At 64.7% G+C, this 26,304-nt stretch carries 26 protein-coding genes; 17 read left to right on the top strand and 9 right to left on the bottom strand.

All coding sequences use genetic code 11. The features are described from left to right. Window positions 1-58: 58 nt before the first annotated feature. From V7Q53_RS18565 to ettA, 3 genes are all read right to left on the bottom strand, one after another. Window positions 59-619 carry a sulfotransferase family protein gene (locus V7Q53_RS18565; RefSeq protein WP_333830260.1) on the bottom strand — a complete coding sequence of 187 codons (561 nt, stop codon included), beginning with the start codon at window positions 617-619 and terminating at the stop codon, window positions 59-61. 189 nt (window positions 620-808) lie between these two features. Next, window positions 809-1,714 (bottom strand): hypothetical protein, encoded by a 906-nt coding sequence (locus V7Q53_RS18560; RefSeq protein WP_333830259.1) that lies wholly within the window; start codon window positions 1,712-1,714, stop codon window positions 809-811. 4 nt (window positions 1,715-1,718) lie between these two features. After that, a complete protein-coding gene (gene ettA, locus V7Q53_RS18555; RefSeq protein ID WP_333830257.1) occupies window positions 1,719-3,374 on the bottom strand; it encodes an energy-dependent translational throttle protein EttA in 1,656 nt (551 codons plus the stop codon). 73 nt (window positions 3,375-3,447) lie between these two features. On the opposite strand from ettA, the gene V7Q53_RS18550 reads away from it, so the two are divergent. The 3 genes from V7Q53_RS18550 (at window position 3,448) to V7Q53_RS18540 (ending at window position 5,287) form a co-directional block, all read left to right on the top strand. Further along, a complete protein-coding gene (locus V7Q53_RS18550; RefSeq protein ID WP_333830256.1) occupies window positions 3,448-3,909 on the top strand; it encodes a YHS domain-containing (seleno)protein in 462 nt (153 codons plus the stop codon). A 200-nt stretch (window positions 3,910-4,109) separates the two neighbouring features. Beyond that, a complete protein-coding gene (locus V7Q53_RS18545; protein WP_333830255.1) occupies window positions 4,110-5,006 on the top strand; it encodes an SPFH domain-containing protein in 897 nt (298 codons plus the stop codon). Then, window positions 5,006-5,287: an NfeD family protein gene (locus V7Q53_RS18540; RefSeq protein ID WP_442954451.1), complete on the top strand. Its 282-nt coding sequence runs from the start codon at window positions 5,006-5,008 to the stop codon at window positions 5,285-5,287. The genes V7Q53_RS18545 and V7Q53_RS18540 overlap by 1 nt, the downstream gene beginning before the upstream one ends. Before the next feature lie 137 nt (window positions 5,288-5,424). Here V7Q53_RS18540 and V7Q53_RS18535 read toward each other — a convergent pair whose 3' ends face one another. Both V7Q53_RS18535 and V7Q53_RS18530 read right to left on the bottom strand, forming a co-directional pair. After that, window positions 5,425-6,462 carry a zinc-binding dehydrogenase gene (locus tag V7Q53_RS18535; RefSeq protein WP_333830254.1) on the bottom strand — a complete coding sequence of 346 codons (1,038 nt, stop codon included), beginning with the start codon at window positions 6,460-6,462 and terminating at the stop codon, window positions 5,425-5,427. Between the two features lie 77 nt (window positions 6,463-6,539). Continuing rightward, window positions 6,540-7,463, bottom strand: a complete 924-nt coding sequence (locus V7Q53_RS18530; RefSeq protein ID WP_333830252.1) for a helix-turn-helix domain-containing protein — start codon at window positions 7,461-7,463, stop codon at window positions 6,540-6,542. A gap of 57 nt (window positions 7,464-7,520) precedes the next feature. Here V7Q53_RS18530 and pobA point away from each other — a divergent pair, with 57 nt between their 5' ends. Genes pobA through V7Q53_RS18505 form a run of 5 tightly spaced genes read left to right on the top strand, consistent with a single transcriptional unit; the run spans window position 7,521 to window position 11,300 of the window. Next, entirely contained in the window at window positions 7,521-8,690 is a 1,170-nt protein-coding gene (pobA, locus tag V7Q53_RS18525) for a 4-hydroxybenzoate 3-monooxygenase (RefSeq protein ID WP_333830251.1), read from the top strand. A gap of 21 nt (window positions 8,691-8,711) precedes the next feature. Further along, on the top strand, window positions 8,712-9,098 hold the full coding sequence (pcaC, locus tag V7Q53_RS18520) for a 4-carboxymuconolactone decarboxylase (protein ID WP_333830249.1): 387 nt from the start codon (window positions 8,712-8,714) through the stop codon (window positions 9,096-9,098). Next, window positions 9,091-9,819, top strand: coding sequence for a protocatechuate 3,4-dioxygenase subunit beta (pcaH, locus tag V7Q53_RS18515; protein ID WP_333830248.1), 729 nt, complete (start codon window positions 9,091-9,093; stop codon window positions 9,817-9,819). The genes pcaC and pcaH overlap by 8 nt, the downstream gene beginning before the upstream one ends. A 2-nt stretch (window positions 9,820-9,821) precedes the next feature. Continuing rightward, on the top strand, window positions 9,822-10,421 hold the full coding sequence (pcaG, locus tag V7Q53_RS18510; RefSeq protein WP_333830247.1) for a protocatechuate 3,4-dioxygenase subunit alpha: 600 nt from the start codon (window positions 9,822-9,824) through the stop codon (window positions 10,419-10,421). Window positions 10,422-10,430: 9 nt separating this feature from the next. Then, the gene (locus tag V7Q53_RS18505; protein WP_333830245.1) at window positions 10,431-11,300 is read left to right on the top strand and encodes a 3-keto-5-aminohexanoate cleavage protein; all 870 of its coding nucleotides are present in this window, start codon (window positions 10,431-10,433) and stop codon (window positions 11,298-11,300) included. Between the two features lie 96 nt (window positions 11,301-11,396). Here the strand turns inward: V7Q53_RS18505 and V7Q53_RS18500 are convergent, their stop codons facing one another. Then, window positions 11,397-12,062: a nitroreductase gene (locus V7Q53_RS18500; RefSeq protein WP_333830244.1), complete on the bottom strand. Its 666-nt coding sequence runs from the start codon at window positions 12,060-12,062 to the stop codon at window positions 11,397-11,399. A 96-nt stretch (window positions 12,063-12,158) separates the two neighbouring features. On the opposite strand from V7Q53_RS18500, the gene V7Q53_RS18495 reads away from it, so the two are divergent. After that, window positions 12,159-13,289 (top strand): hypothetical protein, encoded by a 1,131-nt coding sequence (locus tag V7Q53_RS18495; protein WP_333830242.1) that lies wholly within the window; start codon window positions 12,159-12,161, stop codon window positions 13,287-13,289. 299 nt (window positions 13,290-13,588) lie between these two features. On the opposite strand, the gene V7Q53_RS18490 is transcribed toward V7Q53_RS18495, so the two are convergent. After that, entirely contained in the window at window positions 13,589-14,335 is a 747-nt protein-coding gene (locus V7Q53_RS18490; RefSeq protein ID WP_333830240.1) for a glycosyltransferase family 25 protein, read from the bottom strand. A 162-nt stretch (window positions 14,336-14,497) separates the two neighbouring features. Between V7Q53_RS18490 and V7Q53_RS18485 the strand changes: the two genes are divergently transcribed. Both V7Q53_RS18485 and V7Q53_RS18480 read left to right on the top strand, forming a co-directional pair. Next, window positions 14,498-14,848 (top strand): RidA family protein, encoded by a 351-nt coding sequence (locus V7Q53_RS18485; protein ID WP_333830238.1) that lies wholly within the window; start codon window positions 14,498-14,500, stop codon window positions 14,846-14,848. Between the two features lie 184 nt (window positions 14,849-15,032). After that, window positions 15,033-18,056, top strand: a complete 3,024-nt coding sequence (locus tag V7Q53_RS18480) for a valine--tRNA ligase (RefSeq protein WP_333830237.1) — start codon at window positions 15,033-15,035, stop codon at window positions 18,054-18,056. 320 nt (window positions 18,057-18,376) lie between these two features. On the opposite strand, the gene V7Q53_RS18475 is transcribed toward V7Q53_RS18480, so the two are convergent. Further along, on the bottom strand, window positions 18,377-19,300 hold the full coding sequence (locus V7Q53_RS18475) for an alpha/beta hydrolase (protein WP_333830235.1): 924 nt from the start codon (window positions 19,298-19,300) through the stop codon (window positions 18,377-18,379). A gap of 15 nt (window positions 19,301-19,315) precedes the next feature. Then, the gene (locus V7Q53_RS18470) at window positions 19,316-19,606 is read right to left on the bottom strand and encodes an SCP2 sterol-binding domain-containing protein (RefSeq protein ID WP_333830233.1); all 291 of its coding nucleotides are present in this window, start codon (window positions 19,604-19,606) and stop codon (window positions 19,316-19,318) included. A gap of 162 nt (window positions 19,607-19,768) precedes the next feature. On the opposite strand from V7Q53_RS18470, the gene V7Q53_RS18465 reads away from it, so the two are divergent. The 6 genes from V7Q53_RS18465 (at window position 19,769) to V7Q53_RS18440 (ending at window position 26,241) form a co-directional block, all read left to right on the top strand. Further along, a complete protein-coding gene (locus tag V7Q53_RS18465; protein ID WP_333830232.1) occupies window positions 19,769-20,266 on the top strand; it encodes a tetratricopeptide repeat protein in 498 nt (165 codons plus the stop codon). 96 nt (window positions 20,267-20,362) lie between these two features. After that, complete coding sequence (locus V7Q53_RS18460) at window positions 20,363-23,626, top strand: helicase-related protein (protein WP_333830231.1); 3,264 nt, start codon at window positions 20,363-20,365, stop codon at window positions 23,624-23,626. 24 nt (window positions 23,627-23,650) lie between these two features. Beyond that, window positions 23,651-24,034 carry an RNA-binding S4 domain-containing protein gene (locus V7Q53_RS18455; RefSeq protein ID WP_333830230.1) on the top strand — a complete coding sequence of 128 codons (384 nt, stop codon included), beginning with the start codon at window positions 23,651-23,653 and terminating at the stop codon, window positions 24,032-24,034. Between the two features lie 173 nt (window positions 24,035-24,207). Further along, entirely contained in the window at window positions 24,208-24,546 is a 339-nt protein-coding gene (fdxA, locus tag V7Q53_RS18450) for a ferredoxin FdxA (protein WP_333830229.1), read from the top strand. Window positions 24,547-24,830: 284 nt separating this feature from the next. Next, window positions 24,831-25,340, top strand: coding sequence for a CarD family transcriptional regulator (locus V7Q53_RS18445; RefSeq protein WP_333830228.1), 510 nt, complete (start codon window positions 24,831-24,833; stop codon window positions 25,338-25,340). Window positions 25,341-25,500: 160 nt separating this feature from the next. Continuing rightward, complete coding sequence (locus tag V7Q53_RS18440; RefSeq protein WP_333830227.1) at window positions 25,501-26,241, top strand: YebC/PmpR family DNA-binding transcriptional regulator; 741 nt, start codon at window positions 25,501-25,503, stop codon at window positions 26,239-26,241. Window positions 26,242-26,304 lie beyond the last annotated feature (63 nt).

Below are 26,304 nucleotides of genomic sequence, written 5' to 3'. Positions count from 1 at the left end.
CCTCCCGTGTGTTCAGCCGGGGGCTATACGGGCTTGGGAGGGTAAAGGGAAGGGGCCCTCAGGCCGCAGGATTTTTCGGCTTCACGTTCTTGCGCGGGAAGGGGATGGCCGGTTCCGGCTTGCCGAGAAAGGCGCAGAGCTCGGCCCAGCCGTGGCCCTTGGTGAGGTCCATGGTCAGCAGGTCTTGCGGGCGTTCCGCGAAGTAATGTTCGACGCGGCGGGTGTGTTCGGCATGGATGTAGCGGAAGCGTTCCTCGTTGAAACAGGTCACGCCGTAGAGCATGGCGCGGTAGAAATCGCGCGGGTGGCCGGGTTTGGGGGGCGCGCTGTTGAACGGCGCGTCCTGCTGCGACCTGATCCAGCTTTCAACAGGCCGGTGGGTTTCGATGAATTTCGCACCGGGAAAGGCGGTATCCAGCTGCGGGAAGATCGCCGGGACTGGGATATCCGAGATGGCGTCATGTTCCTCCAGCACCTTGAGCCGGTAGTCGCCCCGGCGGAGCTGATCGACGGTGACCGGGTCATTGGCGAAATGGACGCTGGTGTAGCCCAGATGCTTGAGCGCGTTGTGAAGAGAGGTGGTGCCGGTCTTGGGCAGGCCGATACAGATGATCTTCATGGGTAGGGCTACCGATAATGAGGCGTCATGGCTGGGGGATTGCTAGCGCGGATCGGGGGGGATGTCTATGACGATAGGATGGGTGCTTGGAGACACACTGAGACGAGTCATATAAAAAGGATCATTGCCGAATAACCCCACGAGCGCCAAAGAATAGTGGATTTTAAACATAAAAAAGGGAATGCACAGCTATTTCAGAGGTGGGTCTTTGTCGTCCTTGGGGTTTTCTTCCAGAGCTAGCTGCGGTTTTGGCAGGGCGAGCGGAGTCGGTTCTTTTGAAATGCTCAATATAGCTATATTTGTTAAGTAGTCTTGGGCTTGCCGTATGTTCCTCAAAGCTTCTGGCGCTGCGGCAATTCCGGATAAAATTGTTGCGCAAATTACGAGGGACCCCACGATCTTTTGCCATGCCGGTGAATTTGATTGTAATTCAGCTCGGGCCTCGGTCAGTTGTAATATTGTAAACTTCTGAACGTCGATATTAATTATTTCATCATTATTCAGAATTGAAACGGCAGTTTCAATATATTGGTCAATAGTATTAATATTTATGCGCGAGGGCTCGAAAACTCTGAGTTGATCATTCGCTTCCCGGTCATGAGATTCTTCCCATATTTCGTTCACAATTACATGCGCACGATCTATCTCTGAAATTAAATTGAACAGGTCGACATTCACGTCGTTGACACGCAGTCCCCCGGATGAAGGGTATTTAAGCAAAAACTTCGAAAATAGTCTTGAAAAATTCGTTAGTGCTGTTTGAGGCATTCGGCGTCTGAAACTGTTCTTTTTCTCTACTTCAATTTCAAAATGAATGCGAATTTGAGAAATCAGAGAGAGCACATTTCCATTTTCCACCACTTCTGCTAGTCTTCTGGATAGGGTGGGATTTATAATATCTGCTAGCGGTTTTGATTTGAAATAATCCCTTTCAAGATTTCTAAGAGATCCCATCTCATCTTCTGAATAAGATGAGTTAACTAAAATTCGAAATCCCAGCGTATTTATATCGTCAGAGTTGGCCGCAATTTTTATTAGCAAGCCTCGTGCATTCGCAAGCGTCTCGGAGAGAGTGTATAATCGAAAACTATCCACTCATTTACCTCGTAAACTTCTTGTACTTCACCCGCTTCGGCTCCACCGAATCCGGCCCCAGACGGCGGATCTTGTCTTCTTCATAGGCCTCGAAGTTGCCCTCGAACCATTCGACATGGGCATCGCCCTCAAAGGCCAGAATATGCGTACACAGCCGGTCAAGGAAGAAGCGGTCGTGCGAGATGATCACGGCGCAGCCCGCGAAATCTTCCAGCGCGGCTTCCAGCGCCTGCAGGGTTTCCACGTCAAGGTCGTTGGTCGGCTCATCGAGCAGCAGCACGTTGCCGCCTGATTTCAGCAGTTTCGCCATATGGACGCGGTTGCGCTCGCCGCCCGAAAGCTGGCCCACCTTCTTCTGCTGGTCGCCGCCCTTGAAGTTGAACGCCGAGCAATAGGCGCGGCTGTTCATCGTGGCGTCACCGAGGGCGATCAGTTCCGCCCCGCCCGAGATTTCCTCCCACACGGTGGCGTTGGGTTCGAGCGCGTCGCGCGACTGATCGACATAGGAAAGCTGCACCGTCTCGCCCAGCGTGATGGTGCCTTCGTCGGGCTGCTCGTTGCCGGTCAGCATGCGGAACAGGGTGGATTTACCGGCGCCGTTGGGGCCGATCACGCCGACGATGCCGCCGGGCGGCAGCGTGAAATCGAGGTTCTCGATCAGCAGCTTGTCGCCCATCGCCTTTTTCAGGCCGGTGACCTCGATCACCTTGCCGCCGAGGCGTTCACCATTCGGAATGATGATCTGGGCGTTGGTGATCCGTTCCTTTTCAGTCTTGTTCGCCATCTCGTTATAGGCGTTGACGCGGGCCTTCTGCTTGGCCTGACGGGCCTTGGCACCGGCACGGATCCATTCCAGTTCCTTCTCCAGAACCTTCTGCTTGGACTTGTCTTCGCGCGCCTCCTGCGCCACGCGCTTGGCCTTGGCCTCCAGCCACGAGGAATAGTTGCCCTCATGGGGCAGACCGCGGCCGCGCTCCAGCTCCAGAATCCAGCTGGTGATATCGTCAAGGAAATAGCGGTCGTGGGTCACGGTCAGGATCGTGCCCTTGTATTCGATCAGGTGCTTTTGCAGCCAGGCGATGGTTTCGGCGTCAAGGTGGTTGGTCGGCTCATCGAGCAGCAGCATGTCAGGCGCTTCCAGCAGCAGCTTGCACAAAGCCACCCGGCGCTTTTCACCGCCTGACAGGCTGTCAACCGAGGCGTCATCGGGCGGGCAGCGCAGCGCCTCCATGGCGACATCGACCTGGCTGTCCAGATCCCAGAGGTTTTCGGCGTCGATCTGGTCCTGAAGTGCTGCCATCTCGTCGGCGGTCTCGTCGGAATAGTTCATCGCCAGTTCATTGTAGCGGTCAAGCTTGGCCTGTTTGGCGGCCACGCCCTCCATCACATTGCCGCGAACATTCAGCGCCGGGTCAAGTTCCGGCTCCTGCGGGAGGTAGCCGACGCGCGCGCCCTTGGCGGCCCATGCCTCGCCCGAGAAGTCCTTGTCCATACCGGCCATGATGCGCAGCAGCGTCGATTTGCCCGAGCCGTTGACGCCGACAACACCGATCTTGACGCCGGGCAAAAAGTTCAGGCGGATGTTTTCAAAGCACTTCTTGCCGCCGGGATAGGTTTTGGAAACGCCATCCATGTGATAGACATACTGATACGAGGCCATGTGCGTGCTCCGGAGAATGGGGAATTTGCCTTTCCCTACAGGGGCGGGCCGGGTTCTTCAAGGAGGATGGCTGATGGCGGACCGACGCGCCTTTTGTGCAAGCCTGCTGGCGTTGGCCCCGGCGCTGGTGCTGACGGGGATGCTGCCGGGCAGGCTGAACGCGCAGGCATTCTTCACCGATCAGGGGCTGGCGCTGCGCGGCTATGACCCGGTCGCCTATTTCACCGATGGCGCGGCATGGCCGGGATCAGAGGAATTCACCGCGCAATGGGGCGGGGTGGAATGGCGCTTTGTCTCTGCGGCCAACCGCGATGCCTTTCTCGCCACGCCGGAGGCCTTTGCACCGCAATACGGCGGCTTCTGCGCATGGGCCATGTCGCAGGGCTATACCGCGCCGGTCAGCCCGCATGCCTGGACGATCGTCGAGGGGCGGCTGTATCTGAACGCCTCCACCCGCGTGCACCGGCGCTGGCTGCGCGACATGGAAGACCATATCACGCAGGCCGATGCCAACTGGCCCGCGCTGCGTGATTAGGGCGTGTCACATCCACATTCGTGCGCCCTGCTCTGACCCTTTGATAACGCGTGTCCGGGAAGCAGAAACCCGGTCCCCCTTTACGGCATCAGGCTCCGGCGCATCTTTCCAGTCGCGGCCTTCTCGCGCATAGTGGCGCCCATGTTCCTTTCCGGTTCGGTTTGATGAAACAGGACCTGCCTCAGACGACGGAGTTATTCATGCCTACCGATTATATCAGCGGCGGCGGTATCGTGCTGCTTTTGCTGGCTCTTTTCATCATCGTTTCGCTGTTTCTGGGGGTGCGGATTGTTCCGCAGGCGCAGAAATATGTGGTGGAGCGGTTCGGGCGGCTCAGGGTGGTGCTGGGGCCGGGGATCAACCTGATTGTGCCTTTCATCGACACGGTCGCGCATAAGGTCTCGATTCTGGAGCGCCAGCTGCCCAATACCCGCCAGGATGCGATCACCACCGACAACGTGCTGGTGCAGGTGGAAACCAGCGTTTTCTACCGGATCATGGAGCCGGAGAAGACGGTCTACCGGATCCGCGATGTCGATGCCGCGATCCAGACGACGGTAGCGGGGATCGTGCGCTCGGAAATCGGCACGATGGAGCTGGATGAGGTGCAGGCCAACCGCGCCCGCCTGACCGAACGCATCAGCGAGGCGATCAAGTTCGTTGTCGATGACTGGGGGATCGAGGTTACGCGGGCGGAGCTGCTGGATGTGAACCTTGACGAGGCAACGCGCAAGGCGATGCTGCAACAGCTCAACGCCGAGCGCGCCCGCCGTGCGCTGGTGACCGAGGCCGAGGGCAAGCGCCGCGCGGTGGAGCTGGCCTCGGACGGGGAGCTTTACGCCGCCGAGCAGGAGGCCAAGGCGCGCCGCGTTCTGGCCGATGCCGAAGCCTATGCGACCGGCGTGATCGCCGAGGCAATCTCGAAGAACGGGCTGGAGGCGGCGCAGTATCAGGTGGCGCTGAAACAGGTGGAGGCGCTGACCAAGGTTGGTGAAGGCGCCGGCAAGCAGACGATCATCGTTCCCGCGCAGGCGCTGGATGCCTTCGGCGATGCGTTCAAGATGCTGGGCGGCAGGCTGCCGGGGGGGCGGGACTGATGCTGGCCACCTGGTGGGTCTGGGTGGCGGCGGGTCTGGCGCTGGCGATCCTTGAGGTCGTGGTGCCGGGCTATATCTTTGTGGGCTTCGCACTGGGTGCGGTGCTTACCGGGGTGCTGATCGGTCTGGGCCTGCCGGGAAGCGGCTGGATGCTGGCCACGCCGCTGAATGCGCTGCTGGTCTTTGCCCTGATGTCACTGGCCTGCTGGCTGATCCTGCGCCGCGTGCTGGGCCGCCGTGGCCAGAGCAAGCGCATTCATCACGATATCAACGACGGCTGACGCTGCAGAAAAAGGGAGGGGGCGCTGCCCCCGCCACCCTGCGGGTGACTCCCCCGGGATATTTCTGAACAGGTGAGGGGGCAGGCGCGGTGCCTCTTGTTCAGGGGCGGTGTATTTGCTGGCGCTGCCCGGAAGGCTCAGGGGTGGAGCATGACTTTGCCCGCGCCGCTGTGCAGTGCCGCAAGCACGCTGTCGAGGGTGCCGGAGAGGGGCAGGCGCGCAGCGGTGCGGGTGTACCACTGGCCGCTGACGAAGCGGTCCTGCACCCGTGCCACCACGGCCGCGCGGCGCTCAGGGCTGGCGGCGGGCAACCAGCGCGACAGCCAGAACCCCTCGATCCGCTTGTCCATGAAGATGAACTGGCCCATCTGCGTCAGGCTGGGCGGGTTGTCGCTCATGCGGCCATAGCTGATCCAGCGCGCGCCCGCGGGCATGGCGAAGAACAGATCCGCCGTGGCCTGATCGCCGACCGCATCCAGCAGGGTGCGGGGTTTGTGGGCGCGGATGGCGGCCTGCGCCTGTGCCGCGAAATCGGGTGCCGTGGTGTTCAGCACCGCGCTGGCGCCGAGGGCGCGCAATTCATCGGCGATATCGTCACGGCGCAGCACGGCGATGGGCTCCAGCCCCTCATCGCGCGCCAGCCCCAGGATCAGCCGTCCCAGTTGCGAGCCTGCCGCGTTGAGCACGAAACCCTTGCCGCGCCCCTCGCGCACCCGCTCCAGCAGCGCGACCGCTGTCAGCGGGTTGACGATCAGCGCGGCCGCATCCTCGTCGCGCAGGTCATCGCGCAGCGGCAGGCAGAGCGCGGCGTCAGAGACCGCATGCCCGGCCCAGCTGCCGCTGCCCGTGCCAAGGAAGGACACGCGCTTGCCCAGCAGCGCCCCGGCCTGAGGGCCATTGCCGCTGATCACACGCCCCACCCCTTCGAACCCCGCCGCCGCACCCTGAACCCGGGGCTGACCATAGCCACCCTGAATGAAGAACAGATCGGAGGGGTTGATGGGGGCCATGATCACCTCGATCAGAACCTGACCGGGGCCGGGCGCGGGCAGGGTGATCTTGCGATATTCAAGGAAGGGCGCAAGGCTGTCGGGCATCTGCGGCACCGGGCCGCTGGCATAGCCCCCTTCACGCAGGGCAAGGGCGTGGGTGGTCTGCGCGACTGGATCAGGCATGGTTTCCTCCGCTAGGGCCTTGCCCACGCTAGCGCGGTTTGTTCATTGGGCAAAGCCGGGGCGGGTGTGACTTTGCGTCAGCTGATGCCTGTCAGCGCCGCATCCGGCAGATCGGTGCTGGCCAGCCGTTTGCGGTAGTGAGAGGGGGTTTCGCCCGTCTGGCGACGGAAAGCGCGCGAGAAATAGGCCGGGTCATCAAACCCCAGCGCATAGCCCGCCTCGGCAATCGTCATCTGCGTATAGGCCAGCAGGCGGCAGGCCTCGTTGAACCGGCGCGATTCAACGAAGCGGGCGGCGGGCAGCCCCGCGATGGCCTGACTGACGCGGTTTAGATGCGTGGGGGTCAACGAGAGCGCGGCGGCATAGTCACGCAGGGTCCAGCCGTCGCGCAGATGGCTGCGCACCAGCCCCTCAAAGGCCTGCATGTGGTGCGCATAGCGCGAGGCGGTGGCCGGGGTTCCGGCCTGCAGGGCGCGCGCCGTCAGGCAGGCGATCTGCAGCGCGAGGGCGCGCAGCATCGGGGTGCGGGCGGTGTCAGCAAGGCTGCGCTGGCGCATCACCTCTTCAAAGAGGGCGTCAATTGCCGCGTCAGCGGGGGCGGCGCCCCAACGCCCCAGCGCCAGCGGCGCGCCCTCGCCAAAGGCCTCGGGCAGGGCGGCAAGCGGCACGGTCAGCACGAACCCCTCGGTGCCCGCTGAAAAGCGGAAGCCATGCACCACCCATGCCGGGATGCTGATCAGCACCGGCAGCGCAAGGTCGCGCGCGCGGCCGTCCACCGTGATCCATGCGGCACCTGAGCGGATCAGGAAGAACTGGTGCAGGTTGGGGTGGCGGTGCGGCGCGATGCGCCAGTCATGCAGTCTGGCGCGGTCGGCGGTACGTTCGCAATGCAGCACATCGGGAAAGCCGCGCCCCTCGCCATAAAGCGCATAGGCGGGAATGGGGGGTGTGGCGCGGCTGTCCATGTTCCGAAAATACCAGAGAAAGCGGCGATTATCCATTCATTTGATGTATCAGTGTCATAGATTTACCAGCGAGCAGGAACGCCGGGAGGAAACATGCGCACACAGGTCGCCATCATCGGCGGCGGCCCTTCGGGGCTGCTGCTGTCACAATTGCTGATGCGCGCGGGAATCAGCACCGTGGTGCTGGAGCGCCAGACCCGCGACTATGTGCTGGGCCGCATCCGCGCCGGTGTGCTGGAGCGTGGAGCGGTTGAAATGCTGCACCGCGCGGGCTGTGGCGCGCGGCTGGCGCGTGAGGGGATTGCGCATGAGGGATGCAACCTCTCCACCGTCAACGGCATGTTTCGGGTTGATTTTCAGGCGCGGGTGGGGGAGGCGGTCACGGTTTACGGCCAGACTGAGGTGACGCAGGACCTGTATGCGGCGCAGGATGCGGCGGGCGCGGTGATCTTCCATGAGGCGCTCAATGTCGCGTTGCATGATCTGGAGGGCAGCGCGCCCTGGGTCAGCTATGAAAAGGACGGCCAGAGCCACCGGATCGACTGCGATTACATTGCCGGGTGCGACGGCTTTCACGGTATCAGCCGCCAGTCGATCCCGGCTGAGAAGCGCACCGAATACGAGCGGGTTTATCCGTTCGGCTGGCTGGGAGTTTTGTCGCGCACGGCCCCTGCTGCGGAAGAGCTGATCTATGCCAACCACCCGCGCGGTTTTGCGCTGGCTTCGATGCGCAATCCGACATTGTCGCGCTATTACATACAGGTCCCGCTGAGCGACAATGTTGAAGGCTGGTCTGATCATGCCTTCTGGGATGAGCTGAAGCGCCGTCTGCCCGCCGATGTGGCGGAAAGCATGGAGACAGGCCCGGCGATTGAAAAATCCATCGCGCCGCTGCGCAGTTTCGTCGCCGAGCCGCTGCGTTGGGGCCGGCTGTTTCTGGTCGGTGACGCCGCGCATATCGTGCCGCCGACCGGGGCGAAGGGGCTGAACCTTGCGGCGTCGGATGTGCATTACCTGTTTGAGGCGCTTCAGGGCGCGATCCTTGAGCGTGACGACGCGGCGCTTGACCAATACGCGCCGCGCGCGCTCAAACGCATCTGGGGTGCGATGCGGTTCAGCTGGTGGATGACCTCGATCCTGCATCGCTTCCCCGGCCAGTCGGATTTCGACCAGAAGATACAGGAAAGCGAGTTGTTGCAGCTTGAGACACTGGAAAGCGCGCAGGTTACCATGGCGCGCAACTACACCGGCCTGCCATACTGAGCCCGCAAGAGGGAGGACATTATGAGTGAACGCCATGCAAAGGGCATGCAGACCCGCCGCAAGGTACTGGGCGATGCCCATGTTGACCGTGCTGAGGCCGCCAAAGGCCCGCTGGATGCGCCGTTTCAGGAACTGATCACCGAAGCGGCCTGGGGCACGGTCTGGGCATCAGAGGCGATCAGCCTGCGCGAACGCTCGATGCTGACTTTGGCGCTGCTGGCGGCGACCGGGAATTTTGAGGAAATCCCCATGCATATCCGCGCCACCGCCCGCACCGGGGCCAGCCAGCGCGATGTGATGGAGGCCTTCCAGCATGTCGCCATCTATGCCGGGGTGCCGCGCGCCAATCATGCGATCAAGCTGGCAAAACAGACCTATGCCGAGATGGAGGGGGAGAGTGATGACTGACCTTGGCGCGCTGATACCGCGCAACCGCGCGGCGCATCCGGTGGCATATGACGCGGATTACAAGACCTCGGTCACCCGCTCGCCCAACCTGCCGCTGCTGTCGATGGAATCGACCCTGACGGAGGAAACCGGGCCGCGCTTTGGCCACGGCCTGCTGGGCGCGCTGGACAACAATCTGATCCTCAACTTTTCCAAGGGCGCGGCCCCGGCTATTGGTGAGCGCATCCTGATGCATGGCTACGTGCTCAATGAGCTGGGCCGCCCGGTGCCGCATACGCTGGTGGAGATCTGGCAGGCCAATGCGGGCGGGCGCTACCGCCATGTCAAGGACGGCTACCTTGCCCCGTTGGACCCCAATTTCGGCGGCTGCGGGCGCACCATCACCGATGAGAACGGGTATTACCAGTTCCTGACCATCCGCCCGGGCGCCTACCCATGGCCGAACCGCGCCAATGACTGGCGGCCCATGCATATCCATCTCTCGGTCTTTGGCCACGGTTTTGGCCAGCGGCTGATCACCCAGATGTATTTCGAGGGTGATCCGCTGATTGAGCGTTGCCCGATCGCCGCCACCATCAAATCGCGCAGCCAGCTTGACCGGCTGGTCGCACCGCTGGACATGGCCCATGCCCGCCCGCTCGATTTTCTGGCCTATCGCTTTGATATCGTGCTGCGCGGGCGCAGACAGACCATGTTCGAGAACAAGCTGGAGGGGATGTGATCATGGTGCAGAAACTGGACACACTGGTTGAGACGGCGTCGCAGACCGCCGGGCCCTATGTGCATATCGGCTGCATTCCCACCTTTGCCGGGCTGGAGGGGATCTATCCCGAAGATCTGGGCAAACGCGCCATCGAAGAGGGCGCGCAGGGTGAGGTAATCACCATCACCGGCGCAATCTTTGACGGCACCGGCTGGGCCATGCGGGATGCGATGTTCGAAAGCTGGCAGGCCGATGCAGCAGGGCGCTATCCGGGGCAGGAGGGGGCGGATCCCAAGGTGACGGGCTTCGCCCGCTTCGCCGCCGACGGGGAAAGCGGTGAATTCACCCTGCGCACCGTCAAGCCCGACCCTGTGCCGATGCGCGGCGGCGGGTTTCAGGCGCCGCATATCGCGCTCTGGATCGTGGCGCGGGGGATTAATATCGGGTTGCAGACGCGGATCTATTTCGAGGATGAGAATAATGCCGCCGACCCGCTCCTGCTGCGGATCGAGCAGCGCCAGCGGGTTCAGACGCTGATTGCGAAGAAAACCGGCCCGGGACTATACAGGTTCGACATCCGCCTTCAGGGAGAGGGCGAGACCGTATTTCTGGATATGTAAGGACACGCCATGACTGCCATGCAGCCCGCCCTCCTGCGACCTGAGGATAATCCCTGCATCCTCTGCGTGGCGATCACCGGCTCGGTGCCGACCAAGGCCGACAACCCGGCGGTGCCAGTCACGATATCCGAGCAGGTGGAAAGCACGCAGGCCGCGTTCGAGGCCGGGGCGGTGATCGCCCATTGCCATGTCCGCGACGATGCGGGCCTGCCTTCGTCCGACCCGGAACGCTTCGCGCGGCTTAAGGAAGGGCTGGAAAAGCACTGCCCCGGCATGATCCTCCAGTTTTCAACCGGCGGGCGCTCGGGCGCGGGGCAGGCGCGCGGGGCCATGCTGGCGCTGAAACCTGACATGGCGTCGCTGTCGGTGGGCAGCAACAATTTCCCCACCCGCGTTTATGAGAACCCGCCCGATCTGGTGGACTGGCTGGCCGCCGAAATGCTGGCGCAGGGCGTGAAACCGGAAATCGAGGCTTTTGACTTGTCGCATATCGTGCAAGCGGCCCGGATGGCCGCTGACGGGCGGCTGAAGGCGCCGCTTTATGTGCAGTTCGTCATGGGGGTGAAGAATGCCATGCCCGCCGACGAACGCATCCTTGATTTCTATATCGAAACACTGCGGCGGTTCGCACCGGATGCGCTGTGGTGCGCGGCGGGTATCGGGCCGGATCAGCTTGTGGTGAATGAGTGGTGTATCGCGAAGGGCGGGCATACGCGGACCGGGCTGGAAGACAATGTGCGCCTTGATCGCCAGACGCTGGCACCGTCCAACGCCGCACTGGTTCAAAGGGCGGCGGCGCTGTGCGAAAAATTCAACCGCCCCGTCGCCAGCTGGCAACAGGCCCGCGACATCCTCGGCCTGCCCCTGCGCAGAGGTTGAGGGAGGGCGACAGCGCCCTCTCCGGTGCATCCGCAAGGAAGCGTTACCGAGATGAGGGCGTGCCAGAAGGGGCCGCGCGGCCCCTTCCTTCCGGGGTCAGTCGTGGAAACGGACCAGATCGGCGAGAGGCGCGCGCTCGGTGCGGGCGGCATTGGCGGGGTGGCCGGGGTCCTCGATGCCGAATGCGATGCCCATGATCAGCCTTGGCCCCGGCGCCAGCCCCAGATGGTCGCGCACGATGCCCGGGTAAAGCGACAGCGCGCCCTGGGCGCAGCTGGCGATGTTGCGGCTGGCCATGCCCAGCATCAGCGTCTGCGCATAGCCGCCCAGATCCGCGGCTTCGCGCAGGTCGAACCCCTCGGGCAGAAACAGAAAGGCCGCATGCGGGGCGCCGAAGGCGTCGAGGTTGCGCAGAAAGGCCTCGCTGCGCCCGTTATGGTCATCGCGGCCGATCCCCATCGCGCCATAGAGCGTGCGGGCGGCGTCGATCTGCCGGTTACGGTGCACGCCGTGATAGCGGCTGATCATCGCCACATCCGGCGCGGGGGGCTGGCCTTGGCGTGCGGCACCGGTCAGTGCCGCGCCCAAAGCCCGCAGCGCCGCGCCCGAGACCACATGAACCTGCCACGGCTGGACATTGCAGTTGGACGGCGCCCGGGCGGCAAGGGTGAACACCTCGGTGATCAGCGCGCGGTCGAGTTCCTGCGGCAGGTAGCCCCGGACCGAGCGGCGGGCGTAGAGGATGGTGTCGAAATCGAGCATGGCGGCCTCCTGTCGCCGGGCATATCGGAGCTTTTGCGGTACAGCAATGCCCACGCGCCGGCCCAGTGGGGATGGTGGTGGCGGATAGTGGTGCGGATGGCGGTGGCAGGCGAAAGGCCCTATGGTGAGGGGAAATGGATGGTGGAGGTGCGCATGCGCTGGGTTCTGGTTCTTGCATTGCTGGCGCTGGGCGGGGTGGCGGCCGTTGTCAGCGCTCCGGGCGGGCTGCATGTGGTTGATGCTGCTGCGGGTGCCGCCGCTGCGCCCGCCGCTGCGGCTGTCGGTGCGGCTGTCGGTGCGGCTGTCGGTGCGCCCGTGGCCGGGTCGGTGCCGGTGGCCGCGCCCGATGTTGTCTTGGCTTCGGCTGAGGCAGGTGCGGCGGAACAGCCCGCCGCGTCCGTGATTCCGGCCGATCCGCGCCTTGAGATCGCGCCGGTGGCGGCCCGCCCGCTGGATCTGCGCATCATCCTGTCCGGCCACAGTCTGACAGACCCGATGGGGCAGGCGCTGCCCCGGCTGGTACGGGCGGCAGGTGGCGCGGGGGACCGGATCGCGCTGTCCACCATTCCCGGCGCGCCGATGGACTGGCGCTGGAACAACCGCACCCATCCGCCCGACGCCCGCGAGGATATCGCCGGTTTCGATGTCATGGTGCAGACCGAGCGGGTCTCGCTGTCCGGCACCCGGCCATGGCACAACAGCGATGACGAGGCACTGCGCTGGGCGCGCCACGGCTGGGAGAATGGCGCAGGCGGGCAGGGGGCGGAGGTGCTGCTCTATGCAAGCTGGGTGACGCTGGATACCGGTCCGGGTTTCGACACGCATGGCGACGCCGATCTCGCGCTGCCCTGGCGCGCGCGGCTGGATCGTGAATTTGCCGCGTGGGAAGAGATCATGAACCATGTCAACGCCAACCGCCCCGAGGGCGCGGCGCAGATGCGGATGATCCCGGCAACGCTGGTGATGGCGGCGGTTTATGATGCCATCGAGCGCGGTGATGCGCCGGAAGGGCTGGATGATATCCGTCAGTTGTTTACCGATGACATCCACCTGACGCCGCTGGGGGCCTGGCTCGTGGCCCTGACCCATTACGCGGTGGTCTATGCCCGTGATCCGCGCGGCCTGCCCGGCCCGGAAGGGGCCACGCAGGCGCTGGTGGACTGGGCGCCGGCGCTGGTCTGGCAGGTGGTGACGGGCTATCCGGGCACCGGGGTGCAGGACGGCTGACCGGCACAAGGCCCGGCAAAAGATAACAGGATGCGCCGCCCGCCGGGTAGGCGCGACGGCAAGCGCCTGCGACGGCGCTTGAAACGCGATCATCCGATTGCGTTTAGTCAGCCACCCGGCGGGGCCCGATGACGGGCGGGGGGCAAGTATAGGGTTTTCCGTGGTGGATGCATGCTGCGGGGCCGGGAACGGGTACCGGCAGGGACGGGCGCCCGGCAAGAAGCGCCTGCGACGGCGCTTCAACGTGATTGCTTGATCGCGTTCCTGCGTGCCGCATCAAACCCTTTCTCCGGCGGGGCCTATCCACCCGCCCGCGTCTGGCGCAGCCGGGTGGCCAGCGCGCGCAGGCCCGGCAGGCGGTCGTACCAGCGGGCGCTGGCGATATCGCTGCGCGAGGGCCGCTGCACTGCCAGCGGGGGGCAGGCGGCCAGCACCCGCAACCCCGGATGGGCGGCGCGGAACCAGTTATAGGCGCCGTCGACATGCATCGGCCCGCCTTCCGGGCTGCCGGTGGGGCGGGCGAGCATGGCGCGCAGGAAGGGCACGGCCAGCCGTGCGGTTTGCGCGCGCATGCCGACGAAATGCAGCAGGTCCAGCGGGCGGTCTGCGGGCAGTTCGGCCAACCCCTGCGGCGCGGGCAGGTCGGTGAAGGTGGCATGGCCATAAGCCATGTCCCACGGCCCGGCGCGCAGGCGGGCGGCGGCGGGCGGGAAGCGGGTCTCGAAATCGCTGCAGAACGCCACATCGTCTTCGAGAATCAGCGCGCGCTCCCAGCCCTTTTCCAGCAGGGCTTCCAGCACCCCGAGGTGGCTGAGATAGGCACCGCGCACGCCGATACCGGGGAAGCCCCCGGCGCTGTCGGGACGGATCGCGGGAAAGAGGGTGACCTGCGGGTGATCCAGCGTGAGGCCGATGCGCCGCAGCTCACGCTCCAGCCCCGCGCGGCGGTCGGCGCGCTCAGGAAGGTTGATCACGATGACGCGCCCGAAGGTCTCAAGCAGCGCCGCACCGGCTGCCGTGGGTTGGGGCAGGGCAGGGGGGGGCATGCGGGCTTTCCTTCCGTTGGGGCGCGTGACCTTGTTTTGCCGGGCGACTGGCGCTCTTTCAATGGCAAAGGGCGCGGATGGCCTCTTGCCTTCGGGCGGTGTGGCATGGTTGACAGGGGGCCGGAAAGATCACCCGCCCCCTTGTGGGGCAGAAAGGACCAGATGAGCACCCCCATCCAACGTATCGAGCCCGGCACCCGCATGAGCGGCGCGGTGATCCATGGCGACACCATCTATCTGGCAGGCCAGGTGGGCAAGGGCGCCGATGTCACCGAGCAGTGCAAAAGCGCGCTGGCCGAGGTTGAGCGGCTGCTGGCGCTGGCCGGTTCGGACAAGTCGCGCCTTCTGTCCTGCACGATCTGGCTGGCCGATATGGCCGATTTCGCCGCGATGAACGCGGTCTGGGATGCCTGGGTCGATCCGGCCAACCCGCCCGCCCGCGCCACCGGCGAGGCAAAGCTGGCGACGCCGGATTACAAGGTCGAGTTCATGGTCATCGCCGCGAAGGCCTGAGGCTTCGGAAGGGGGGCTGTCTGCCCCCCACGCCGCTGCGCGGCTCCCCCCGAGGATATTTGTGAACAGATGAAGGGCGGCGGCGCGCAGGGCTTCGCGGTCCGTGCTGCCGGGCGGGCGAAGGGCGCCCTTTTCCTTTCCCGCGCGCGGCGCTAAACACCGCCGAAAGCCGGAGGATGCCGCAATGACGATGGACAAGACTTTCAACGCCGCCGAGGCCGAGCCGCGCATTGCCGCGCGCTGGGAAACGGCGGGTGCGTTCCGCGCCGGGGCCAATGCGCGCAGGCCTGAGTCCTTCTGCATCATGATTCCGCCGCCCAATGTCACCGGCAGTCTGCATATGGGCCATGCCTTCAACAACACGCTTCAGGACATTCTGGTGCGCTGGCACCGGATGCGCGGGTTTGACACGCTCTGGCAGCCCGGGCAGGACCATGCCGGTATCGCCACCCAGATGGTGGTGGAGCGCGAACTGGCCAAGGCCGGCAACGAGGGCCGGCGCGAAATGGGGCGCGAGAAGTTTCTGGAGAAGGTCTGGGAATGGAAAGCGCAATCCGGCGGCACCATCATCGGCCAGCTCAAGCGGCTGGGGGCCAGCTGCGACTGGGAGCGCAACGCCTTCACCATGTCCGGCGCCCCCGGTGCGCCTGCGGGTGAGGAGGGCAATTTCCACGATGCCGTGATCAAGGTTTTTGTCGATCTCTATAACAAGGGCCTGATCTATCGCGGCCAGCGGCTGGTCAACTGGGACCCGCATTTTGAGACCGCGATTTCCGACCTTGAGGTGGAGAACACCGAGGTTGACGGCCATATGTGGCATTTCAAATACCCTTTGGCCGGGGGCGAGACCTATCGCTACATCGAAAAGGATGAGGACGGCGCGGTGATCGTGGATGAGATGCGCGATTACATTTCCATCGCCACCACCCGGCCCGAGACCATGCTGGGCGACGGCGCGGTGGCGGTGCATCCGTCGGACGCGCGCTATGCGCCCATCGTCGGCAAGCTTTGTGAAATCCCGGTGGGGCCGAAAGAGCATCGCCGCCTGATCCCGATCATCACCGATGAATACCCCGATCCGGCCTTTGGCTCGGGCGCTGTCAAGATCACCGGCGCGCATGATTTCAACGATTACGGCGTGGCGCAGCGCAACGGCATCCCGCTTTACAACCTTATGGACACCAAGGCGCGGATGCGTGCTGACGGGTTGTCGTATGAGGAAAGTGCTGTCATCGCCGGGGCGATTGCGCGCGGTGAGCGGGCGGCGGGTGATGTCGGCCAGATCAATCTTGTGCCCGGGGAATTGCGCGGGATGGACCGGTTTGAGGCGCGCAAGGCGGTGGTCGAGGCGATCACGGCCGAGGGGCTGGCGGTGACGGTGCTGCAGAAGTCCATCGACCCGGAGACGCATTCCGAGCATCTGGAGCGGGTGCCGCTGGTCGAGAACAAGAAGATCATGCAGCCGTTCGGTGACCGCTCGAAAGTGGTGATCGAGCCGTATCTGACCGATCAGTGGTTCGTGGATACCGCGAAGATCGTTGAACCGGCGCTGGAGGCGGTGCGCAGCGGGGCGGTCAGGATCATGCCCGAGAGCGGCGAGAAGACCTATTACCACTGGCTGGAGAATATCGAGCCGTGGTGTATCTCGCGGCAGTTGTGGTGGGGGCATCAGATACCAGTTTGGTATGGGCCTAATCGCGACGACGAAGGAAAGCTCTCCATTCCGTCAAGTGGGTTTGGCACAGACTCAAAGTTCTGCGCAGCTGAAGGAAGCGGCGCACTCGCAGCCGCCGAACAGTATTACGGGGAAGAAGTTGCTTTCGTCGAAAGCAAACAGACAGCATATGAGTGGGCGCTTGATCGAATGGAAGGAAGGGCTAGGCCCGTTCCCATTTGGCGCGACCCCGATGTCCTCGACACCTGGTTTTCCTCCGGCCTCTGGCCCATCGGCACACTTGGCTGGCCGGAACAGACGCCTGAGCTGGAAAAATACTTCCCCACCTCGGTGCTGGTCACCGGGCAGGATATCCTGTTCTTCTGGGTCGCGCGGATGATGATGATGCAGCTGGCGGTGGTGGGGGAGGTCCCGTTCCACACCGTCTATCTGCACGGACTGGTGCGGGACGCCAAGGGCAAGAAGATGTCCAAAAGCCTTGGCAATGTCGTCGACCCGCTGGATATCATTGACGAATTCGGTGCCGATGCTTTGCGCTTCACCAATGCCGCCATGGCCAGCCTCGGCGGTGTGCTCAAGCTTGATACCCAGCGCATCACCGGCTACCGCAACTTCACCACGAAACTCTGGAATGCCACCCGCTTTGCCGAGATGAACGGCGTGTTCGGCGACGATGTGCCCGCGCCCGGCGCGCTGCCGCCAAAGGCCAGCCAGACCGTCAACCGCTGGATCATCGGCGAGACCGCCCGCACCCTGAAGGCGGTGGATGAGGCGCTGGCGGCGTATCGCTTCAACGATGCGGCGGATGCGCTTTACCGTTTTGTGTGGGGCAAGGTCTGCGACTGGTATGTGGAATTCGCCAAGCCGACCTTTGATGGCGACCACGCCGATGAGACCCGCACCACCATGCGTTGGGTGCTGGATCAGTGCTTTGTGCTGCTGCACCCGTTCATGCCCTTCATCACCGAGGAACTGTGGTCGCTGACCGGCACACGCGCGAAAATGGCGGCGCATGCCGACTGGCCGGAATACGGCACGGATCTGGCTGACCCGGATGCTGACCGTGAAATGGGCTGGGTGATCGGGCTGATCGAGGCCGTGCGCTCGGCCCGGACCCAGATGCGGGTGCCGGTGGGGCTGAAGCTGCCGATGCTGGCGCTGGATCAGGATGCGCCCGCGCAGGCGGCCTATGCGCGCAATGTGGCGCTGATCGAGCGGCTGGCGCGGATTGACGGGCTGCACCCGGCGGAAACGGCGCCGAAAGGCGCACTGAGCATCGCCGTGGAGGGCGCGACCTATGCCTTGCCGCTGGAAGGGGTGATCGATCTGGGCGCCGAGATGGCCCGGCTGCGCAAGGCAATGGAAAAGCTGCAGAAGGATATCGGCGGGCTGAAAGGGCGGCTGGACAACCCGCGCTTCGTTGCCAGTGCCTCGGAAGAGGTGGTGGAAGAGACGCGCGGCCAGTTGGCGGAAAAGAGTGACGAGGCAGAGCGGCTTGCCGAGGTTCTGGCGCGGCTTGAGGCGATGGGCTGAGGGGCGGCTGCGCGGTGGGGTGACCGGACGGACTGCTGGCGCAGAAGCCTCTTTGTTTGCCGCTTTGCGGCGCGGGGGCGCTGCCCCCGTCCGTTCTGCTTCGCAGAACGGACTCCCCCGGGATATTTTTGGACAGAAAATGGCAGCTCCGGTCTTCCCGATTTTCTGTGTGAAAATATCCTGGGGGGTGAGCGGCGTCTCGGGGGCCAGTGGAAGGCCCCGGTTTTGAGCGCCGCGCCCGTGGCAAGGCCGGGGAACGGGCCGCAGGCCCTCAGGGGGCGAAGCCCCTTTTCTGTTTGACGTGTTCACGATCCGGGGGCTCAGGCCCGCTTGAAAAGGGCGAGGGCGCGGGAGAGGAAATCATCGCGGGTCTGCGGGGTTTCCATCAGGAGTTCGTGTTCGGCTCCGGGGTAGTCCACCAGTTCAGCGCGGGGCCAGCGCGCCGCCTGAGCGCGGATCGCGGCCGGCCGGACGATACGTTCATTGCCGCCCAGCCCGATCAGGGCGGGCACATCCGGCGCAGGCAGGCGGGTGAGCGCGGCCATTTCCGAGAGCGCCGCGCCGCCCCAGCGCAGGCTTGGACCGCCCAGTGCCAGTGCCGGGGTTTCGCGGATATGCGATTGCATGCGCGCGAATTGTTCGGCGTCCCGGGTCAGGGGGTTGTCGGCAAAGGCCATCGACGGCAGCCCGTATTGGGGCCCCGTTGTGGGCAGGTAGCCGGTGTCGCGCCCCAGCGGCCGGGTGAGCCGCGCCATGGTCCGGATGCCAAGCTGCTTGATGCGGCTCAGCGGCAGGCCCCACATCGGCGCGCTGAAAGCGGCGGCGGGGGTTTGCAGCCCGTCGCACAGTGCGCGCAGGCCGATGCAGCCGCCCATCGAATGGGCCAGAACCGGCATGGGCGCTGTGCAGCCCAGCGTTCCGGCGGCGGTGCGGGCGGCGGCGATGTCGAGCTGGTAGTCGGAAAAGTGGCCGACATGGCCCAGTGCCGCATCGCCCGCCAGCCGGTCAGAAAGCCCCTGACCGCGCCAGTCGATCACCAGCGCGCCCCAGCCCGCGCGCGCCAGATCGCCCGCCACCAGCGCGTATTTCTCGATGTATTCGGTGCGCCCCGGTAGCACCAGCACGGTGCCGCGCGCGCCCGGCCAGAGGGCGATGCGCAGCCGCACCCCGTCTGACGCGCGCAGCCAGAAGGCCTGCCCGCCGGGCGGGCCCTCATTGGTGTTCAGCGGCGCGGCCTCGGGCACCGGGGCGCGGCCGGATCAGGACAGGACGGCGGCGAGTTTCATCGCCAGCGCCATGTCACCGTCGATTTTCAGCTGGCCGGACATGAAGGCCATGGTCGGGTTCACATTGCCGTCCATCATGCCGCGGAAGGTTTCGGCCGAGGCGGTCAGCGTCACATCGGCGTCGTCATCGGCGGCGCGTGCGCCGTCGCTGTCAAGGACGATCGTGCCCTCTTCCTCGATCACGAATTTGGCGAGCCCGTCAAAGCCCTCACCATCGAGTTTCTCGTTGAGCGCCACGACGCCCTGTTGGATCACTTCGCTCATTGGCTTGTCTGTCCTGCTTGTGATTGCGTTTCGGGGTTCTGCGGCTGCGCGGCCTCTCGCAATTCTCCGCGCATACGCTATCTTGTGGTTATGAAGCACCCGCGCCCTTTTCTCAATCTTGTCGTGGCGGCAGCCATCGGATTCCTTCCCTTCGCATCCCCGGTGCAGGGCCAGGACCTGCCCGCCGCCGATCTGGACAGGCTGATGGCCGAACTGGCGCGCCCTGATCAGGACCGCTGGATGCGAATCGAGCGCCAGATCGAGCGGGAATGGCAGCGGTCAGGCTCGGCGGTGGCGGACTATCTGTTCCAGCGCGGGCAGGATGCCCTGCGCGAGGGGCAGACAGACGCCGCCATTGCGCATTTCAGCGCCGTCATCGACCACGCCCCCGAATTCCCCGAGGCCTGGAATGCGCGCGCCACGGCCTGGTTTCTGGCCAACCGGCTTGGCCCGGCGATGGCGGATATCGAAGAGGTTTTGACGCGCAACCCGCAGCATTTCGGCGCGCTGGCCGGGATGGGCACGATTCTTGAGCAGGTGGGCCGCCTGGAGGCTGCGCGTGCCGCTTTCTCCGCGGCGCTGGCGCTCAACCCGCACCGCCCCGGGCTGCGTCAGGCGGTCGAGCGGCTGGACCGGGCACTGGCAGGGCCGGCATTGTAACCCATATTGCGATTCACAGCCGGGGCGGGGCGCTTTAACCAGCCCCCGGAATGCGCCGCACGCGCGCGACCTTCAGGCGCAGATCAAGGCAGAGACATGACAGGCAAAGGGCGGGTTACGGCGGTTCTTGGTCCCACCAACACCGGCAAGACCCATTACGCCATCGAGCGGATGCTGGCCCATCGCACCGGGGTCATCGGCCTGCCGCTGCGCCTTCTGGCGCGCGAGGTCTATGACCGGATCGTTGCCATACGCGGCCCGTCGGTGGTGGCGCTGGTCACTGGCGAGGAGCGCATTGTGCCTGAGCGCACCCAATACTGGGTCTGCACCACCGAGGCCATGCCGCTTGAAATTGGTGCCGATTTCATCGCCATCGACGAGATCCAGCTTTGCGCCGACCCTGACCGGGGCCATGTCTTTACCGACCGGCTGTTGAATGCGCGGGGCCTGCTGGAGACGATGTTTCTGGGCTCGGACACGATGCGCGGGGCGATTGCGGCGCTGGTGCCCGGCGCGCATTTCATCCGGCGTGAGCGGTTTTCGGCATTGACATGGGCGGGGTCAAAGAAGATCGCCCGGATGCCTGCGCGCTCCGCCATCGTCGCCTTTTCGGTGGAAAACGTCTATGCGATCGCCGAGCTGATCCGCCGCACCAAGGGCGGTTGCGCCATTGTCATGGGCGCCCTGTCGCCGCGCACGCGCAACGCGCAGGTGGCGCTTTATCAGAATGGCGATGTGGATTATCTGGTGGCCACCGACGCCATCGGCATGGGGCTGAACCTGGACATCAAGCATGTGGCCTTTGCCGGGACATCGAAATTCGATGGCCGCCGGATGCGCCCGCTCAACCCTGATGAGCTGGCGCAGATCGCGGGCCGGGCAGGGCGGCACACCTCGGCGGGCACATTCGGCGTGACGGGCGAGGCGCGTGCGCTGGATCCTGAGGTGATCGAGGCCATCGAATCGCATCGGTTTCTGCCGGTGCGAAAACTTCAGTGGCGCAGCACGCGGATGGAATTTGGCACGCTTGAGCGGTTGATCGCCAGTCTGGAGACCCCCACCCGCGACGAATGGCTGACCCGGGTGCGCGAATCCGATGACCTTGTGGCGCTGAAAACCCTGGGCGCGATGCCCGAGGTGGCCGGGCTTTTGCGCGACGCCCGCGATGTGCGTCTTTTGTGGGATGTGTGCCGAATCCCTGATTTCCGGGGCATTTCCAGCACGGAACATGCCGGTTTGCTGGCCCGGCTGCATGGTTTCCTGCATCGGGGCGGGCGAATCCCTGATGATTGGCTTGCCAGGAACATTTCCCGCATCGACAAGGTTCAGGGAGATATCGACACTTTGTCGCGGCGATTGGCGTTTATCCGCACATGGACCTATGTTGCACAGAGGCCCGGGTGGGTAAGCGACGAAAACCATTGGCGCGGCGAGACGCGCGCGGTAGAAGACCGCCTGTCAGATGCGTTGCACGAACGCCTGACTGCTGCATTTGTTGACCGGCGCACCAGCGTGTTGCTGCGGCGGTTGAACCAGAAGGAGAGCCTTGTGGCCGAGGTGAATGACAAGGGCGAAGTGACGGTCGAGGGCGAGTTCATCGGCCGTCTTGAGGGATTCCGCTTCCGGCAGGACAAGACCGCCTCGACGGAAGAGGCGCGCACGCTGCGGCAGGCCGCAGTTGCGGCGCTGGCCCCGGCTTTCCATCTGCGGGCGGATCGTTTTTATAACGCCCCCGACAGCGAGATGGATTTCACCGAGCAGGGCGGGCTCATGTGGGGCTCGGAAGCGGTGGGTAAACTGGTGGCCGGGGCCGATGCCCTGCGCCCGCAGGCCGTGGGCTTTGTCGATGAAGAGGCCGGGACGGAGGTTGCCGAAAAGGTGCGCCGCCGGTTGCAGCATTTCATCGACCGCAAGATCGCCGCGCAGTTCGAGCCGCTGACCAACCTTCAGCGCGACGAGACGCTGACCGGGCTGGCGCGCGGCTTTGCCTTCCGCATGGTCGAGGCGCTGGGTATCCTGCCGCGTGAATCGGTGGCCGATGAGGTCAAGCAACTGGATCAGGAAGCGCGGGGCGTGCTGCGCAAGCATGGCATCCGCTTTGGGCAGTATACTGTCTTCCTGCCCGCGCTGCTCAAACCCGCGCCGACCAGGCTGCGGCTGGTGCTGTGGTCGCTGGGGCAGGGGCTGGACGAATTCCCCGAAAGCCCCCCGCCGGGGCTGGTGACCATTCCCAACATCGCCGATGTGCCCGCGCAGCACTACACGCTTGCCGGGTATAAGCCCGCCGGTTCGCGCGCCATCCGCATTGATATGCTGGAGCGGCTGGCCGATCTGTTGCGCGCCCGTGACAGCCGTGCAGGGTTCGAGGCCGCGCCGGAGATGCTGTCGATCACCGGCATGACGCTGGAGCAGTTCGCGGATCTGATGCAGGGTCTGGGCTATGCCGCCGAGAAGGGCGAGCGGGCCAAATCGCGCCCGCAAGGCCCGGTGGAGCTGACCGCCGAGGAGATTGCGGCGCGCGCAGTGGCGCAGGCCGCGGCAGCGGTGATCGGGCGGGCGTCGGATATGGCTGAAGGCGTTGCGGCGCCTGACGTGCCGGTTGAGGCGCCTACCGAGACTCCGGTGGAAGCGCCGGTCGAAGAACCGGCCGAGACACCCGAAGCGCCGGTTGAAACGCCGGAGACGCCTCCCACCGAAGTGCCGGTTGAAACCCCGGACGAGACGCCGCCGCAACCGCCGGTCGAACTGCCCGATGACGCGCCGCAGGAAGTGCCTGTCGAGGCGCCGGATGAAGGCCCGGTTGAAACGCCGGTCGAGGTTCCGGGGGATATGCCGCTTGAGATTCCGATGCAGGAGTCGATGGGGGGTACTGAAGAGCTGGAAATGTTCTTCACCTTCCGTTGGGCACCGCGCCCGCGTGTGCAGCCGCGCCGTGGCCCGCGCCGTGAGGGCGGGCAGGAGGCGGGGCAACGCACAGGGCAGGACCGGACAGGGCAGGACGGCGCCGCACGCGACGCAGGCCGCGAGGGGCAGCGCAACAGGCCGCGCGGTGGCCGTGGCGCACCGGCTGGCGCGGATGCTGCACAGGCGGGTGGGCAGCAGGCCGCCCGCGCGCCGGGTGACCGCGCTGAGCGGGCCGACAAGGGCGCGCAAGGCCGCCCTGAGCGCAAGGACCGGCCCGAGCGTGGCGACAGAGGCGACCGCAAGGGTGGCAAGCCGCCCCGGCGCGATGGCGGCAGCGGCGGGCCGAAGAAGGATGCGCCGCGCAGCTTCACCTCTGGCCCTGACAAGCGCCGTGACCGGATCGACCCCGACAACCCCTTCGCCGCCGCCCTCATGGGCCTGCGCGACAAGACCTGACGCGCGATGCCGGCAAATGCTGGCATGGACGCCCCTGAATCCGGCCCCATCCGGCTGGACAAATGGCTGTGGCATGCGCGGTTCTTCAAATCGCGCAGCCTTGCCGCGCAGGCGGTGGGCAGCGGGCGGATGCGGGTGAACAGCCAGCCGGCGGCCAAGCCCGCCGTGCTGCTGCGCCCCGGCGATGTGCTGACCTTCGTGCAGGGTGAACGGGTGCGCGTGGTGCGTATTGTTGCGCCCGGCACAAGGCGCGGCCCGGCACCCGAGGCGCAGGCGCTTTACGAAGACCTGTCCCCCGCGCCGCCGCCGCCAGACCTGTCGCGCCCGCAGGCCCGTGCTGGCGGCCGCCCGCAGGGCCGCGACCGGCGCGCGATGGACGCGCTGCGGGGACGCGATGCCGAGGGGTGAAAGCGGCCTGTCTCCCGGGGCAGCCGGTGGTGAGTGTAAATGTCGCAGCGGAAGGCAGGCGCGGGAATCCGGGCAAAAAATTTGGACGTATACAAACGATCTGTCCGGCATGGCTTGATTGATCGGCACAACCGGATTAAGTCCGGAACGGTTTAACGAGGACAAGCGCCGCCATGACCTATGTCGTGACCGACAACTGCATCGCCTGCAAATACACCGACTGCGTGGAAGTCTGTCCTGTGGACTGCTTCTATGAGGGGGAAAACATGCTGGTGATCCATCCGGACGAATGCATCGACTGTGGCGTCTGCGAGCCTGAATGCCCCGCCGATGCGATTCGCCCGGATACCGAGCCGGAAATGGAACCCTGGGTTGAATTTAACCGGAAGTATTCCGAACAATGGCCGGTGCTTACCCAGCGCCGTGACCCGCTGCCGGAAGCGACCGAGCGCGATGGCGAAGCGGGCAAGATGGACAAGTATTTTTCGGAGGCGCCCGGCGAGGGCGACTGAGGAAAACGGCTGAGGCGGGTGACGTAACGGCATCGTGATGGCGCGCCCTGTTCAGGGCGTGGCAGCGTGGTTGCGCAGCCGCCTGTTCCCCTGCTGCGGATTCAGTGCTTTGATTCGCAGCATTTTTGTGTTAGAAAAAGGTTACATAAAGAACCTGCCCGGCATCCGCAGTGCTGCTCGCCTGTGCGATGTTTTTTTGGCGATATCGAGAAGTCTTCGCGGGAAGCGCTGTTTCCCGTGGGTTTTCTGTCGCTGAAAAGGGCCAAAGCCGAGGAAGTGCCAGAATGAGCAAGACCCGCAAGGCCGAGTTTCGCCCCAATGATTTCGTTGTGTACCCCGCGCATGGCGTGGGCAAGATCGTTTCCATCGAGGAACGCGAAATCGCCGGGATGCAGCTTGAGCTGTTCGTGATCTCGTTCGAGAAAGACAAGATGACCCTGCGCGTGCCGACGGACAAGGCCACGCAGGTGGGCATGCGCTCATTGTCGTCGCCCGACATCGTTTCCAAGGCCCTTGCCACGCTGCGCGGCAAGGCCCGCGTGAAGCGCGCCATGTGGTCGCGCCGCGCGCAGGAATATGAGCAGAAGATCAATTCCGGCGACCTGCTGTCCATCGCCGAAGTGGTGCGCGACCTGCACCGCACCGATGACCAGCGCGAGCAAAGCTATTCCGAGCGCCAGCTTTACGAAGCCGCGCTGGAGCGGCTGACGCGTGAGGTTGCCGCTGTTTCGGGCCTTGATGAGGCTGGCGCACAGCGCCAGGTCGGCGAGGTTCTGGTCGCCCGCGCCGCCTGATTGCGGCACGGCGAACGGCATTGACCGCGTTCCGGCTGGCCCGGAGCGCGGTTTTTTCTGTCTTGCCTCCGTCCTCCCCCCGCGCGGGCCCCGGCCCGCTCTTGCCAGACGGGGCCGGGCTGCGGTAGAGGCAGGCCAAGAATTTCAAGCGGAGAGAACCATGGCAGGCCATTCCAAATGGGCCAATATCCAGCATCGCAAGGGCCGGCAGGACGCCGCGCGCTCGAAGCTGTTTTCCAAGCTGTCGAAAGAGATCACCGTCGCCGCCCGGATGGGCGACCCAGACCCCGACAAGAACCCGCGCCTGCGGCTGGCCGTCAAGGAAGCCAAGGCGGTTTCTGTCCCCAAGGACGTGATCGAGCGCGCGATCAAGAAATCGCAGGGGGGTGATGCCGAGGATTACGAGGAAATCCGCTATGAGGGTTACGGCCCCGGCGGCGTGGCCGTGATTGTCGAGGCGATGACGGACAACCGCAACCGCACGGCCTCAAACGTGCGCTCGCTCTTTGCGAAATATGGCGGCAATCTCGGCGAGACCGGCTCGGTCGGGTTCATGTTCGACCGGATGGGGCAGATTCTGTATCCGGTGAAGGCGGGCGACAGCGACACGGTCATGGAAGCCGCGATCGAGGCAGGGGCCTCTGACGTGGAAAGCTCGGACGATGGGCATGTGATCTGGTGCGATTTCACCGAGCTGGCCGAGGTTTCCACCGCGCTGGAGGGCAGCCTGGGCGATGCGGAATCAACCAGGCTGGTGTGGAAGCCGCAGACCAGCACCGAGCTGGACCTTGAGGGCATGCAGAAGCTGATGAAGCTGCTGGATGCGCTGGAAGATGACGATGATGTGCAGAATGTCACCGCCAATTTCGAGGCCTCGGACGCGGTAATGGCGCAGCTCTGAGCGGCGTGAGGCGCGGAGGGCTGAGCAGGGGGGCGCTGCCCCCCTCTTGGCCTTCGGCCAATT

This window comes from Pararhodobacter sp., assembly GCF_036802785.1.
Lineage (GTDB): Bacteria > Pseudomonadota > Alphaproteobacteria > Rhodobacterales > Rhodobacteraceae > Pararhodobacter.
The sequence above is the reverse complement of the archived record's forward strand: the minus strand, read 5'-3'. Positions and strand labels throughout refer to the sequence as shown.

What these genes read in the sequence shown, in the direction of transcription:
- V7Q53_RS18565 (WP_333830260.1), bottom strand. Translation starts at nt 619, where the DNA reads ATGAAGATCATCTGTATCGGCCTGCCCAAGACCGGCACCACCTCTCTT.
- V7Q53_RS18535 (WP_333830254.1), bottom strand. Translation starts at nt 6,462, where the DNA reads ATGCCTGATCCAGTCGCGCAGACCACCCACGCCCTTGCCCTGCGTGAA.
- ettA (WP_333830257.1), bottom strand. Translation starts at nt 3,374, where the DNA reads ATGGCCTCGTATCAGTATGTCTATCACATGGATGGCGTTTCCAAAACC.
- V7Q53_RS18495 (WP_333830242.1), top strand. Translation starts at nt 12,159, where the DNA reads ATGGCGGTGGCAGGCGAAAGGCCCTATGGTGAGGGGAAATGGATGGTG.
- V7Q53_RS18505 (WP_333830245.1), top strand. Translation starts at nt 10,431, where the DNA reads ATGACTGCCATGCAGCCCGCCCTCCTGCGACCTGAGGATAATCCCTGC.
- V7Q53_RS18490 (WP_333830240.1), bottom strand. Translation starts at nt 14,335, where the DNA reads ATGCCCCCCCCTGCCCTGCCCCAACCCACGGCAGCCGGTGCGGCGCTG.
- V7Q53_RS18540 (WP_442954451.1), top strand. Translation starts at nt 5,006, where the DNA reads ATGCTGGCCACCTGGTGGGTCTGGGTGGCGGCGGGTCTGGCGCTGGCG.
- V7Q53_RS18550 (WP_333830256.1), top strand. Translation starts at nt 3,448, where the DNA reads ATGGCGGACCGACGCGCCTTTTGTGCAAGCCTGCTGGCGTTGGCCCCG.
- V7Q53_RS18485 (WP_333830238.1), top strand. Translation starts at nt 14,498, where the DNA reads ATGAGCACCCCCATCCAACGTATCGAGCCCGGCACCCGCATGAGCGGC.
- pcaC (WP_333830249.1), top strand. Translation starts at nt 8,712, where the DNA reads ATGAGTGAACGCCATGCAAAGGGCATGCAGACCCGCCGCAAGGTACTG.
- V7Q53_RS18455 (WP_333830230.1), top strand. Translation starts at nt 23,651, where the DNA reads ATGGACGCCCCTGAATCCGGCCCCATCCGGCTGGACAAATGGCTGTGG.
- V7Q53_RS18545 (WP_333830255.1), top strand. Translation starts at nt 4,110, where the DNA reads ATGCCTACCGATTATATCAGCGGCGGCGGTATCGTGCTGCTTTTGCTG.
- V7Q53_RS18530 (WP_333830252.1), bottom strand. Translation starts at nt 7,463, where the DNA reads ATGGATAATCGCCGCTTTCTCTGGTATTTTCGGAACATGGACAGCCGC.
- V7Q53_RS18470 (WP_333830233.1), bottom strand. Translation starts at nt 19,606, where the DNA reads ATGAGCGAAGTGATCCAACAGGGCGTCGTGGCGCTCAACGAGAAACTC.
- V7Q53_RS18440 (WP_333830227.1), top strand. Translation starts at nt 25,501, where the DNA reads ATGGCAGGCCATTCCAAATGGGCCAATATCCAGCATCGCAAGGGCCGG.
- V7Q53_RS18460 (WP_333830231.1), top strand. Translation starts at nt 20,363, where the DNA reads ATGACAGGCAAAGGGCGGGTTACGGCGGTTCTTGGTCCCACCAACACC.
- pcaH (WP_333830248.1), top strand. Translation starts at nt 9,091, where the DNA reads ATGACTGACCTTGGCGCGCTGATACCGCGCAACCGCGCGGCGCATCCG.
- fdxA (WP_333830229.1), top strand. Translation starts at nt 24,208, where the DNA reads ATGACCTATGTCGTGACCGACAACTGCATCGCCTGCAAATACACCGAC.
- pobA (WP_333830251.1), top strand. Translation starts at nt 7,521, where the DNA reads ATGCGCACACAGGTCGCCATCATCGGCGGCGGCCCTTCGGGGCTGCTG.
- V7Q53_RS18445 (WP_333830228.1), top strand. Translation starts at nt 24,831, where the DNA reads ATGAGCAAGACCCGCAAGGCCGAGTTTCGCCCCAATGATTTCGTTGTG.
- V7Q53_RS18500 (WP_333830244.1), bottom strand. Translation starts at nt 12,062, where the DNA reads ATGCTCGATTTCGACACCATCCTCTACGCCCGCCGCTCGGTCCGGGGC.
- V7Q53_RS18480 (WP_333830237.1), top strand. Translation starts at nt 15,033, where the DNA reads ATGACGATGGACAAGACTTTCAACGCCGCCGAGGCCGAGCCGCGCATT.
- pcaG (WP_333830247.1), top strand. Translation starts at nt 9,822, where the DNA reads ATGGTGCAGAAACTGGACACACTGGTTGAGACGGCGTCGCAGACCGCC.